Annotated in this window: 7 protein-coding genes; 1 reads left to right on the top strand and 6 read right to left on the bottom strand. The window is 34.6% G+C overall.

Annotation, left to right across the window (positions count from 1 at the left end; all coding sequences use genetic code 11):
* Positions 1-211: 211 nt before the first annotated feature.
* Positions 212-3,073, bottom strand: a complete 2,862-nt coding sequence (locus ACJJV4_RS00135) for an alpha-L-rhamnosidase (RefSeq protein ID WP_405290888.1) — start codon at positions 3,071-3,073, stop codon at positions 212-214.
* A gap of 292 nt (positions 3,074-3,365) precedes the next feature.
* On the opposite strand from ACJJV4_RS00135, the gene ACJJV4_RS00130 reads away from it, so the two are divergent.
* Complete coding sequence (locus tag ACJJV4_RS00130) at positions 3,366-4,355, top strand: hypothetical protein (protein ID WP_405290886.1); 990 nt, start codon at positions 3,366-3,368, stop codon at positions 4,353-4,355.
* 174 nt (positions 4,356-4,529) lie between these two features.
* Here the strand turns inward: ACJJV4_RS00130 and ACJJV4_RS00125 are convergent, their stop codons facing one another.
* The 5 genes from ACJJV4_RS00125 to ACJJV4_RS00105 form a co-directional block, all read right to left on the bottom strand.
* A complete protein-coding gene (locus ACJJV4_RS00125) occupies positions 4,530-7,085 on the bottom strand; it encodes a GH39 family glycosyl hydrolase (protein WP_405290884.1) in 2,556 nt (851 codons plus the stop codon).
* A 103-nt stretch (positions 7,086-7,188) separates the two neighbouring features.
* Positions 7,189-8,241, bottom strand: coding sequence for an L-rhamnose/proton symporter RhaT (gene rhaT, locus ACJJV4_RS00120; RefSeq protein ID WP_405290882.1), 1,053 nt, complete (start codon positions 8,239-8,241; stop codon positions 7,189-7,191).
* 36 nt (positions 8,242-8,277) lie between these two features.
* Positions 8,278-9,690: a hypothetical protein gene (locus tag ACJJV4_RS00115; protein ID WP_405290880.1), complete on the bottom strand. Its 1,413-nt coding sequence runs from the start codon at positions 9,688-9,690 to the stop codon at positions 8,278-8,280.
* A 20-nt stretch (positions 9,691-9,710) separates the two neighbouring features.
* The gene (locus tag ACJJV4_RS00110; RefSeq protein ID WP_405290878.1) at positions 9,711-10,907 is read right to left on the bottom strand and encodes an enolase C-terminal domain-like protein; all 1,197 of its coding nucleotides are present in this window, start codon (positions 10,905-10,907) and stop codon (positions 9,711-9,713) included.
* 29 nt (positions 10,908-10,936) lie between these two features.
* Positions 10,937-14,191: a family 78 glycoside hydrolase catalytic domain gene (locus ACJJV4_RS00105; RefSeq protein WP_405290876.1), complete on the bottom strand. Its 3,255-nt coding sequence runs from the start codon at positions 14,189-14,191 to the stop codon at positions 10,937-10,939.
* Between the last annotated feature and the right edge of the window lie 3 nt (positions 14,192-14,194).

Raw genomic sequence — 14,194 nt, 5'->3', positions numbered from 1 at the left:
TATTATGGTAAATTACAGCTAAAAAATTCAAGCTAAAATGGCCCAAAGTTTATTGAGATTGAACGTTTTTTTTGGAGCTCCCAACCTTTGGATAAGCGACTAGATAAAAATTTATATTCATGGGCTCAATAATTTTAAAACCCTCCGAATGAAGCCCTCCATTTTTTGGTTAATCCTCCAAATAAATCCTAGTCTATTTTTTATTTAACTACTATTTTGATGTTTTTGCGTACTGAATAGTAAATTCGCCAGAACCTAAAATAACATTGTTTTCCTCTTGATCTACTTTTTGATTTTTTTGAAATTCTTTTAGGGTTTCTCTGTTTATTTTAAAAGACTCCAACTCGTCTGAATCTAAAATAAGTTTTGCTTTAGTATTAAATGGCACTTTTAATGTCATGGTTAAAACATCATTATTTATTGACCAATCATTAATTATATCGCCATATGGTGTAGGCACAGATACCGAAGTACTAGTTATTTTACTTGGAAATTCTGGATTAACGGTAAACATTTTGAATCCCGGATCTGATTTGGACGATTTTATCCCCCCTAACGACTCATAAAAATAGGCTGCAAAACCGCTATGCATTGGATGGTTTAATGAGTTTGTAGGTCCTTCCATTTTCTCCCATTCGAACTGGCGTTCTGGCCATGTGGTAAACCCTTTGCTCATTACATATGCCTGACTTGGAAAGTCTGGTGTTGTTAATATTTGATGGGCTAAATCGGCTTTACCATACTTGCTTAATACCGTATAGATATATCGATTACCATGGATTCCTGTAGCGTGATGACCTCCTTTTACGGTAACAATATCGTGAGCTAACCCATTAACCACAGTTTCTATTTCCGTTTCTGGTACCATACCAAACTGTAAGGCTTGTACCGTTGCGGTTTGACTGCCGTACCATTTATGCTTAGTTTCTGGAATTTCTATTAAATATTCTTTATTAAAGGCCTCTTTTAATTCGCTTTGCTCCTTTTTCATTTTCGTCTCAAAAGGGGAATCATTATTCATTCTTGCAAAACGCTCCATAATTCCTAAAACATCATAAAAATAGGCGTTAGCTGAAATTATAGGATCGCATTCCATGGCACTTGGGTTTTTCCTTCTATCCCAACGTGGTGGACACCAATCGCCCATACCATCTTGCATGATTCCGTTTTCGCCTTTATAATCTAAATAAAAATTGGTTAAACCTCTCATATCTTCATAATACTCCTTAACAATAGTTTCATCGCCGTAGTATAAATAATTATACCATGGCAAATACATGGTAGCAACACCCCAATCTATTTTTGCATAGGTTGATGTACGCTTTCCTGGAGCTATCATGGTTGGCACTTGATATTTTATATCTGGATTATTATGCCCTTTTGTTGGGCGCATTTGTGTGCGAATGTCTTCCATGTACTTTTTATAGAAATCGTACATATCGTAATTATACAAAGCATATTCACAAAAAGCATGAGCATCGCCTAACCAGCCACATTTTTCGCGATGTGGACAATCTTCAGGAATACCATGAACGTTATCAACAATCGTCCATTTACTAATGCTGTGCATTTTATTTAGTAAATCGTCAGAAGACTTGAAACTCCCTGTTTCCTGAATATCTGTAGCCACTAAAACAGCTTTAATCATGTTAGCATCTGGCTTAGTAGACACCCCTTTTATTTTGGCGTAACGAAATCCATGGTAACTAAATTTTGGTTCCCAAGATTCTTGACTATCGCCTTTACAAATGTATTTATAAATTTGAGCCATCCCGTTTGCACCTCCTCCTGTGGAGCCTTGAAAAATATCTTTGCCGTTAGTTAATAAGGCTTCGGTAGTTGTAATCTCGATTAATTGCCCTTCTTTTTCCTTAACGTTAAGTTTTACCCAGCCCGCTATATTTTGTCCAAAATCTACAATCCATTCTCCATCTGCTCCCTTAAATACGTTTTGAGGCTCGAATTCCTGTAATTTCTTAATAGGAGGTATTTGTTGCGCATTAATGTTTTTAACTTCGGGTAAAGTTACTTTGGCATTACCCCAAGATTCATCATTATAGCCAACTGTATTCCATTTTCCTATATCATAACGTGCATCATAAGTATCGCCTCCATAGATATTATTGAATACAATGGGGCCAGTAGATTCTTTCCAATTTTCATCGGTATAAAAGTCTTTTTTAGATCCATCGGCAAAGGTTAACTTTAATAAAAGTTTTACTGTTGGTGGCCCATAAGCTAAATCTTTTTCAGATTCTGGATCGCGCTTCCAAGAAATGTTTTGGCCGTAAAAACCACTCCCCAAAATAATACCCATTGCATTTTTACCAGATTGCAATGCTTTCGTAACGTTGTAATTTACATAATAAGCCTGCTTGTTGTAATTAGAAGGAGCAGGATCTAACACATGATCGCCCACTTTATCCCCATTTAAATACAACTCATAATACCCTAATCCACAAATATAAACTTGAGCATTTTTTATTTTTTTATCAATTTCCAATTCATTTCTAAAATAACTAGCCGCAAAGCCACTAACTTTTTGCGGGCTCTCCATCTTACCTGTTTTATAATCTCTAAATTGGTATGGCGAAGTTCTAGTGTCTTTATTTAGGGTAATCCATTTTGAAGCTCCCCAGTTTTTATTGCTCAGCAAACCCATTTGAAACTTTTGGACTTCAGACCAATTTGTAGGGTTTCCATTTTCGTCCCAAATTTTAACTTTCCAAAAATAGGTTTGTATCGCCTCTAACTCTGCTCCTTGGTATTTCACAAATGCTGATTTATTGCTAACAACCTTTCCTGAATTCCATAAATCGGCATTTTCTTCATTTAATTTATCTTCTGAAGATGCCACCAAAACATGGAATGCTGATTGCGATTTGTTTAATCCTTCAACATTCAAAATCCACGAAAAAAGCGGTTTTTCACTTTCTATGGTTAACGGATTTTCCTTGGAGTTAACTGTTAATTTCTCAAAAGCCAAAGATGTTTTCGAGGTGGAAACCTCCTTACATGACACACAAAAAATGGCGAAAAAAATTATTGAAAATAAGACTTGTTTTTTTATCATTACCAAACGATTAATTGATATTAATTTTATTTCTCTTTTAAATATGAAAGATATTAGAACCTCTTAAAAGCATTATCCTGTACTATCATGTAACAATAAAATTATATCATTCTAGGCTTACCTTTTTAAAGACCAAGAACATGTATAATATTTCCATTTCTTGTTTCAATAGTACATACACTAAACACAATACAGATATGCTATATTAACTGAAAAATAAGATACCACAGGACACCTTTTGGTAAAAAACTATATAATTTTAACAAAAATCAAACTAAAATATTTTAAACCGATGAGAAAAAAATTAAAATTACTTAATCTAAAAAAGCATATACTAATTTCCTTAACTACATTAATATTTGCGTGTTCAACAGAGGAAGTTGTTCTTACCGATGACACAAAACCTTTGCCCGCCTTATATACATCATTAAGTTCAGCCTTAAGTTCAGCCTTAACTTCTTGTGTGCAAAATGCAGTTGGTAAAAAAATTTACAGATTCACAGAGTTACCAGGTAAAGCAAACGCTACCGATATTAATAAAACAACTGTGTTTAAAACTGGAGATATTGATGATAGGACATGTTACGCAGACTACCATCAAAAGACCATAACACTAGCTAATGGATCTACAAAATTTGTTGGTGTTTATAAAATTGCTGCAGGAACTCAAAATCAAACAGGAGATCCTACTCAACCAAGAATAGAACGTGCCTCTAAAACAGTAAATACAAGAAAAAAAGGAAGTTTTGTACAAATAGAAGGATTTGTTACAATAAATGATGTAGGATTTGTTAGCGACAATTATTCTAATGGAGATATGCGAGATGATACTGGAACCTATATTGTTCAGGCAAAAGGAACGCATTTTAATGCAACTATTGGCTCTAATGACCCAGCTATACTATTATTAATAGCAAAAAAAAGGTTTGAAAATGGGTCTTTTAAAGATTACGCTTTATATGCTGAAGTAATTACTAAACGTGGAGGCTCTGGTGATAACGGAAGAGAATTAGTATTTATTAAAAACATTCCAAAAAATACCCGTAAAAAAGTAGTTATGAAAAATTACTTTAAGGAAGATAACCAACAGTGGGTTAAAGTTATAGTAGATAATAAAACTAAAGATTTTAGAATACCAAACACCAAAGTAACTATTAATGGAGAAACTAAGTACCAAGTTGGAAAGCAAGCTAAAATTCGTTTTGGAGCTTACCGTTGTAAAGGAGGTCAAGCAGAAATTTACTGGGACACAATGAAACAAACTTATAATGAAGTTCTATAAACAAAAAGTAAACAGGCTGCCTATAAATTAATGCAGCCTGTTTATTTTACAAAATAAAATATAAATACTACAGGATTATAATTAGGTATAATAGGTTTGGAATATAGGTATTAAAAAAAACAATCAAATGTTTCTAATTTTGCACCTTTTAAATTATTTTTTTCAGTACCTACCTCAATACAATAATTTAGCAAAAGAATTCCCCGTTCTCAAAATATACATACCTTTTGAAAATGATGCTATATTTACTTTACTGCCTTTTCCTGATAGTACTTTTCTTCCGTCTAAAGTATATACTTCCCAATTTTGAGATGCTTGCGTTTTTATATTGAACAAACCGCTACTGCTAGGATTAGGAAACACACTTATCTTATTTAAACTTTGTTTTTCAACGGATAATCCACTGTTAGAAAACTGAGCCTTTATGTTCATGTTTGATGTTACTGTAATTTCTAAAGGGTTATCTGTACTAGTAATATCTCCTTCCCAACCTTCAAACTCCCAACCATCGTTGGCTATAGCGCTTAAACTAAATTCTTGCCCATTTAAAGCAGTACCACTACTATAATTTAAAAGACCTTGCCCTTCTTTACTAAGTGTTATTGTGTAGATGGTTGGATCTACAGGAATAAATTCTATACTATCAAAAACTAGACTTCCAGAACTATAATTATTATAAAATTTAAATTCGGAAATCGTACCTGTCCAAAGTCCCCAATTTGTTAAATCAAAATCTAAGGTATGCCATTGATTATCATTAGGTACAGTTTCTTTTTTTCTTCCAGACACAAAACTTGTACCTGGCGCGTTTGGTGCCATTTGAAGATCTGGTTTATCTGTACTATTTTTAACCACAACTCTTAAAGTGCCGTAGAGACTAGCTTTTATATTTAAATCTGTTATAGCTATCATTGGCCAAGTAACATCGGGAGTAAAAGGCACACTTAATTTATCATTTTCGGTATCTATCGTCATACCACTTTTAACAGCAGACCAAGCAGAAAAATCTTCTGTAGTGGTCCAAACAACAGTTGCTGGTTTTATAGCTTCAACAAAATTTGATTCTGGTCTAAATTCGAATTTTTCGAAAGCAAAAGATCCAATTTCTGTACTTAAACTAACCATAGATCCTGAACCTCCATCGGTTTGAGCATTTGTAGTAATACTTTTCCATTCTGTAAATTCATGAGGGTTTGGATTCTCATAGTTTAGAAATGCCGTATACCCGTCTTCCGTTAAAGTTCGATCTGGCGCCCCTTTTTCATCAAAGCCACTCATTACATAGTGTAAGTTGTTAATTAAAAAATTCTGAAGTTTGTTATGCTCTTTTCCATAAGACTTACTTCTGTAATATAATGTTGAACCCACAGGTAAATCTGTTGCGAACGAAACTTCAACAGTCTCATTAGCCCTATAAGCTAAGGAATTACTGTTATAATTATAAATTAGTACATCATATTCATGCTCGGTATTATTTTTAGCAAAAATAGCATCTAACTCGTTTGTTGATGTATTTGGACTTCCAGTAATACTAGTATTATATCGAACTAAGCCTTGCATTGCATCTAATTCTTTTATACCATCTGGATTTTCACTGCCCGCTCTATTTCCCCATCTGTAAATAAATTCTAATCCTTTGTCTTTATTCTTATAAAACGTATTAGAAAAAATCAGTTCTACAATATCTCTATGTGAAGTTTCACAACCGATTGTACCTTTACCATCGGCTCCATTCATAGTAGTTACGGTATTATACTCCATAATATCTATGGATGTTTCAGGGTTCCATTTAGGATTATTTATAAGAGGCGCAAAATTTTTGGTGTATTTTCCATTCATATCCCTAAGGCTACTACTACCAATCACAATATAATCTGATAATCCCCAAAAATCACATTTTATATTGTTGTCATCATTGTAATCAATAAGCTCTTCAATAAAAGATGCGTAAGGCTCGCCTTTATAATTTAACTCTGTACCATTCTTATACAAGAACCCTGGATTTCTGGTATGCAAACCAACTTTAGCATTGGGTAAAATCGACCTTACTGCACTTTCGGTATTAGCATAGTGCTCTATAAAATCTTGTTTAGTACCAAACCAATGATCTGGTGTTTCTATTTCTGACCCTACCCTAAATCGCCATGATAAAACCTTTTCTTCTCCATAAGTTTCAACCAATTTTGTTATTAATGCTTTTATAAAATCATGGTAAGCTTGTTTATCTGCAGGAGGTAAAGAGTTTCCATAAATAGATATTCTTTCATTTTCACGAAAATTAATATTATCTCTTGTTCCTTCAGGTATAAATGTATAGCCATGTTGAAAAGCCCATGGTGGTTGATCTAAAGCAATTTGTAAAATTTCGGTTTGTGAATTAGCAACTTTATTAAGTCGTTCGATAAGTGGATCCCATCTATAAACATATCTATTATTAATGGAATCATATAAGCATGGGTCGAAATCTAAATCTTTTTGAGGAATACCGTTTACAACTTTATTAATACCTCCAACCATTCTAACAATATTCATTTTGAGTCCTGGACGAATATTAGATCCATTTCTTGGGCTTATTCTATTTGCAGCGTTCCAAACATTATGAATAGGTAGTTTCTTATCACTTTCACTTGTAAAATCGGTAGATAGTTTTACTTGGCCTTGGGTGCTATTAACCAAAGTTAAGCCTAAAAATATAAATAAATATTTATTTAAAAAGTTAAGATTTCTCATTACCTATAATTTATTATTGTTTTAATTTTTCGAAACTAAATTTTATGAATAGAATAAACATCCTGTAATGTCCTGTAAACCTTTTATTATATTTTATTTTTCTCTAAATAGAATTCCCGAGACCTACCAAAACAACAGATAATACAATAACCACAATACCTGAAGTTATGGTCCATTTAGTTTTAGCAGCGACACCTTTCCATTCTTTACGGTAAACACCCCAAAGATTAGCTGTTAAAATAATAGTAGACATATGCAAAATCCACGAACTTGCACCATTTCCTAATTTACTTTCTCCCATACCGTAGAAAAAGAACTGTAAAAACCAAATGGTTCCGGCTAATGCCGAAAACAATATATTTTTACGAATTGGCGTGCTTTTATTAGTAAAATCTCTGTAAGACTTATTTTTAATACTTAAAATAGTAGTCCAAATTAAATTGGTCGCTAAACCTCCCCAAAGAATAACTATAAAAGTGACGTTGTTAGCAAATAAATGATCGTACCCGGCTTCTACAGCAGCATCTGCCAGCGGTTTGCCTGCCTCTATACCAAAGCTAAAAAAGGAACTTAAAATCCCAGATAAAATAGCGACTGATAATCCTTTTAGTAAATTAAACTCACTTACGCTTTCTTTTTTTTGCTCTTCAGACAGCTCGTTTTCTTTCATCATGCCTGCTTTACCTGAAAGCGCAATACCCACCAAACAAACTAAAACACCAAGTAAAACAACCTGCCCTCCTGTGGTAGATATCATATCTGTAAATGACGTTTTACCATCTTGGGGATTAAAATTATAATAAATTGATGGCACAACTGCGCCAAACGCGGCACAAAACCCTAAGACTACAGAATTCCCTAAAGACATCCCTAAATAACGAACACCTAAGCCATAAGATAAACCTCCTACACCCCAAAGAAGTCCCATTAAAAAGGTAAAACCTAGAATGGTACTTGAACTCGATGCGATAATGTCTACAAAACCAGGAACAGTTAAATAAGCTGCTATTGGTGGCACGATTAACCAGGACATAACACCGCCTACCATCCAATAGGTTTCCCAAGCCCAACCTTTTACTTTGTTATAAGGCATGTAGAAACTACCTGCGGCAACCCCGCCCAATGAATGAAATAATACACCTAAAATTGCTTGCATGATTTTTTTTGTTTTTTGATGTTGTTTAATACACTTTTAACAAATACGAACGACTCGTAAATTTAAAAGGTTTCCTAGTTTTTCAATTTTATTGGCAATATGTCCTACACCAATAGCACAATGGTGTGATGGTCCTTGTTTAGACCATTCGTTCATAAAGGCTCTTGCTCCTATTGAAAAACGGTAACGGCTATTGGTATTCCCTATTTGTAATATTGGGCCTTCTACAGATTCGCCTTCTGCCACTAATAAAAACACATCATCTTTTCCTTCTACAACCGATAATAAGGTTACTGGCCCATGTTTTACCGTCATTTGAATAGACAAGCCTTTTCCTGGTTTTCCGTGATATACGGGTAAAGGTACCAATTGTACATTTCCTTCGGCAATGGCAAAATGTGCGGGCCCATCGTGTCCTAGCATCACAATATCATCATTAAAATCCATGGCATAGAATTCAGAAAACGAACCACCAACACCAAAGGCATCCATAATTTTCATGGCTTGGGCATTTTTCACTTCATATTCGCCTGCCACAGGTACATTTTTACCCGTTAACAAGGTATTTCCAGCAATGACAGAGGTTACAATATTCTCGTATTCATTAGCAGTTTCACCTTCATAATAATAAGCTAAAGATCCTAAATCGTGATTTTCTACAAGTTTATCTAAAGCTATGGATGTTTTTGCAGCGCGAATTAATTCTTCATCTTCACAGGCATCAATCACTTCAAACGTGGTTTTGAATTCATTTAATTTATCATCAACCTCAGCTTGTGTGACGGCATCTCTGTATTTTTTCACTTCACACATTTCAACAATTTCTATATGTGTCCCAAAGGCTGAAGATTGTTTGGTTAAATCAGAATATACATCTAACATACCTGCATAATAATGCCCTAAAACACCTAATCTGTTATTTCGCATTACAACAGCAACTTTTGTAGCATCAATCCAATCTTGAATATCATCCCAAACAGCTTGCTCTCCTAAATATCCGGTTACAAATTCATAGTCTATCCCTGCACGGTTAAATACATTAGCAAACTCTGGTACGGAACATGCTTGACAATGTGCCAACCACTCCCCTGTCATCTTCCCACGATCTCCTAAAGCATTAAAACTCTCATAATCTATAGCTGCAACAGGTTGTATATTTAAAATAACAACGGGACATTTTACTTTTTGAACCACAGGCAATACTGTTGATGACAAAGCATACGTTGAGATATATAAAAACAATATATCTACGGCTTCTTTTTTTAGCACCTCCGCTTTTTCTCTAGCAACCACAGGAGAATCTACCAATCCAACATTTACAACTTCAGCCCCAAAGCTTTCCATTTTAGTGGCGATTTGTTCTTGATATCCTTCTAAACGTTCTAACAAGCCCTCGAATTGAGGCCAATAGGTATCTAAACCAATACCAAATAATCCTACTTTTATCATTTTAATTTGTCTTTCAATTTCTATATTTCAACGTATAATTTACTTACCTTTTTTAATCGGTTGATATCTATTTCTAAACCAAAACCCGGTACTGGTTTAAAGGAATAATATCCGTTGGCTTCTTTTTTAGTAGCCGCGCTTTGCAAGCATTCTAAATAGATTTTAGAGTCTTCTTTTTTCTCAATCGCTTCTACCCAAGTGGAGCCTACTCCAATCGCTATTTGTTGCCACGCAGAACAAGCTGGCCCTACTAAACTATCATCACCAATCATTACTTTAGCTCCTATTTCTTTTACTTTATGTGCCAATTTCGCGGTATGGGTTAAACTTCCCATCGTAGAGGGGTGCAAGTTATAAATGCGTCCCATGCCTTTTTCCATTGTGTTGATACCTTTCCAAGCGGGACGCATGGGCGCATCTGGAATTAGAGTTAAATCTCCCACCATCTGTTGCAATTGTATCCATTGTGTTGTTTTTAAATGTGCAGGATCTTCTATCGCATTTAAACCAGTAGCTTTAAAACGATTTAATATGGATTTTAATTCCTCTAATGATTGCCACTTTTTATAGCCTTTATTTACATCTGAAATTACCACAGCTTCATCTCCCAAAACATCTCTAATAACATTGAGTAATTTCATGTCTACAACTTCATCACCATACATTTTAAATTTCATATGATGACCAAGGTTCTGTTCGATGCTTTTTTCTGCTTCTTCTCTTACCTTATTTTCGTCTTTATCTAATATGCAGTATAAACCAGGAACGGGATTCGTTCCTTTTAATCCTAATAGTTCTAAAGCAGATTTATTTTGAAGTCGTCCCGAAAGATCCAAAAGTGCCATATCTAAAGATTCTAACATTTTTAAAGAGCGTTTGGTTCCTAGCACTTGTCCTGCTGCTAATAATTGTTGTGCTTCTCCCAGCGTTAATCCTTTAAATTGTTCTAGATATTTAACCCATTCTGTAGGCTGATAATTGGGATTATTTTTTGATGCGGGCGTTTCCGTCCAACCATAAAAATCTCCTGATGATATTTTTATGAATAGATGCTGACGGTTGTACCATGTTCCCCAAGAAAAATAACGAGGTATATTAATATCATATCTAAACAATTCAATTTTTGTGATTTTTTCGTTTAAATATTCTGAACTATTTTTTCCAGAACAAGCAAATAATAATGGATATGTTGCACCCAATATCCCGAATGCGGACATACTTTTTATAAAATTTCGCCGATTTGTTTTCATTGCTTATCCATAAAAATTTTCAGTTCTGAAATCGATGGTACTTGTTTTGCATCAACAATAAAAACTCTAAATTTTGTAGATTCAATAGTATTAAATTGATGCGTTTTATTTACGCCACATTCAGTTCCTTTTACAATATCCTTCCATACGCCATTTTTCCAATATTGTAGTTTATAAGAAGTGATATTATTCTCATATTCATCAACAACAACCTGATTAAACGTTTGTGGTTTTACCCATTCTACCTCCAAATATTGATTTTTGGTTTCGGTAGCTAACCAGCGTGTTTCATCATCTTCATCATTGACTCTAAAGGCTTCAAAAACGGGCAGTTTTTCTGATTGAATAAATATTGATGATGCGTTCATTCTACCTAATTTTGCCAGATTTTCTATGTTGTTTAACGGCTCTGGAAATTGAGTTTTCGGCAATTCATCTACTTTAAAATCATACACTCCTGAGGTAACATTATAAATCACATAATTACCAACAGTTTTACTTTTTTCTGTGCCCACAAAAGATATATTTTCTGCATTTTCTGCTAAAGCACCTCTTTCTTGTATGCCATCTCTTGCTTTAGCGGGTAAATACACTGTAGCCATTGTATTTACAGGTACCTCAATATACAATATTGCTCCTTTGCCTTCTTTTTTCCAGTTAACGACTACATTACCATACATGGATTGATATTCGGTATTTGCAAACGATAAATCGCCAACTAGTGCTGGCTTAATAAGCATGTTTTGCATCCCTGGTTGTTCTGGATTTGAACGAATACCTCCAAAACCTTTGATAAAATAACCACCAATTCCTGTATAACAGGTATGAATTTGACTGTTTCCTACAGCCGACCAACGTTCTGGCCATACTGTTTTACCTTGTTCTAAAAAGTATCCGTAACTAGGGTGGTGCTTGTCTCTTAGCAGTTCGTAAATTAAATCCATACGCTCTCCAGACTCAATAAAATAACGCGTATAAAGTGCCTGACCAGAACTACCGGTATCGTAATATGGAAATTTATACAAAACATTATCTTCTAAAACGGCTTCTACTTTTTCTTTTTCTGAAGCTGGCGTTACACCCGACAATAAAGCAAAAGCTTGATCTACCTGATACCCTTTTATATATTTACCCGTTTCTGGATTATACGATAATTTATGGGTAGCTTCACGTTGTACTTTTAGTCTGTCTTTATAAATTTTAGCATCTTCGGTGTTACCTAAAACTTCGGCAATTTGCATCGCGTTTTCTAACATAAATGCATACAAACTGTTATTAAAATGTACGGCTTCTGGAGAGTTACTACTGGTCCAAAAGTTACCTCGTGGCGTACACCAATCGCCCAAACCTGGGAATTCTCTCAAACCTTGTTTTCCGGCATTAATAGCACCACCTGTTTTGTAATTAGAATTTTCGAAAATCCAAGTCATCCATTTTTGCATAGATTCATAATTATCCTTCAACACCTTTTTATCTCCCAACATGCGGTAGGTTTCCCAAACCGTTAATGGGTTATTGGCTTTCCACATTAAAAACGGACGGTCTTCTTCATTAACTACCGCACGTATTTTTCCGTCTGGAAATTGTGTATCTCTAGTATATTGTAAATACTGATCCATATATGCACCACTTTCAAAATTTGGTAAAGCATCTCCATACATAGCGGCAACAGTAACTTCGCCCCAACCACGGCGTTCGCGGTGCGGACAATCGACCAAAATACCATCCATAGTATTGGCTAAGTAGGTGTTTAAATTAACTTGATAAATTTGATTCAGTTGCTTACTTGAAGATTCGAATTTGCTAATTTGCTTACGGTTATTGGTTATAACATAACCTTTAATATCTTTTAATTCTGGTTGGTAATTTAGTCCGTAAACGGTAATCCAACGGCCACCAGCAACATTAAATCGGTTAGTAAACTTGCCTTTACCAGACTTACCGTAGATGTATTTACTTTTTTGTTTCCAGTTCATGACTACGGCGGTTTGGTCGCTAATTTCAAACAAAATAGAATCGCCTGCTTTACCGTTGTATAAATTCATTTCAAAGAATCCCGTATAATTCTCTCCCATATCAATACGATAGGTGCCATCTTCATTTTTCTTAATACCTTTAGGTTTTACCTCCTTAAATTTTACTTGAGGCTCAACCATTTGAGCACTTAGTTTAGCATTTATTGGAGTATATAAAGCCCGAACCTCTCTACTTTTATTACTATTAAGCGCAAAACTGATGTTGTTTCCTTCTGGTATTTTAGCATTTAGTTCTTTATGATTGTAAACACTGGCATTCATCCAATTACTATCATCATATTCTGGAGTATTCCAATCATCTTCTCGTTTGCTATCATCAATAGTTTCGCCTCCAAAGCGCAGGATATCCCAATCGCCATAATATTCGCTGTAGCTTTTTTTAGTTTTCCAAGTGGTATCTGTTTTCAAAGTAATTTGCGCTCCTCCTGCTACAATTTCAGCTTGCGCTTTAAAAACAAAAGGAATTAGACGATACTCTCGAATTCGTCTCCAACGCGACCAACCCGCCGCATGCCAAATGGCAATAACGTTATCGCCTTTTTTTAATTTATCTGAAATATCGTAACTCAAATACGGAATGCGTTTTTTCATATAAGACGATACCGGATTCATAACATTCTCTGTGATTTTTTCACCATTTACATATAACTCATGATAGCCAAACGACCCTACAAATACAAATGCAGATTCGGCTTCTTCTTTTAATTCGAAATTTTTTCTATACCAATTGTGGTCTGTTTTTTTCTGATCAGGTTTAAGAATCCAATCGCCTTTCCAATCGGATGGATTGAGTAAACCCATTGAGAACTTAGCAGATTCGCTCCATTTTGAAGCATTACTATCTTTATCCCAAATTTTTACTTTCCAGAAATACTGTTTTGCAGATTGTAATGCACTACCCTGATAAGTGTTGTTTACAGATTGATTAGAGGTTACTTTTCCAGAATCCCAGACATCTCCAACATCTCTTTTTAAATTATCTAAATTACTTGATACTAGCATTTGATACGCAGTTTGTTTTTGCCCTCGCACCAGGTTTTCTTGTTTCAATTTCCAACTTAATCGAGGCGTTGTATTGTCTATTCCTAAAGGGTTAATTTTATATTCACACCTTAGGTCAATAACTTCAATTGTTGTATCCTCAGAACAACTTAAAACGACAAACGCCATTAAAACAAGAATTAGCTTTCTGTATATATTTAAATTTTCTTTCATAAG

This window comes from Algibacter sp. Ld11 (assembly GCF_045066735.1).
GTDB lineage: Bacteria > Bacteroidota > Bacteroidia > Flavobacteriales > Flavobacteriaceae > Algibacter.
The sequence above is the reverse complement of the archived record's forward strand: the minus strand, read 5'-3'. Positions and strand labels throughout refer to the sequence as shown.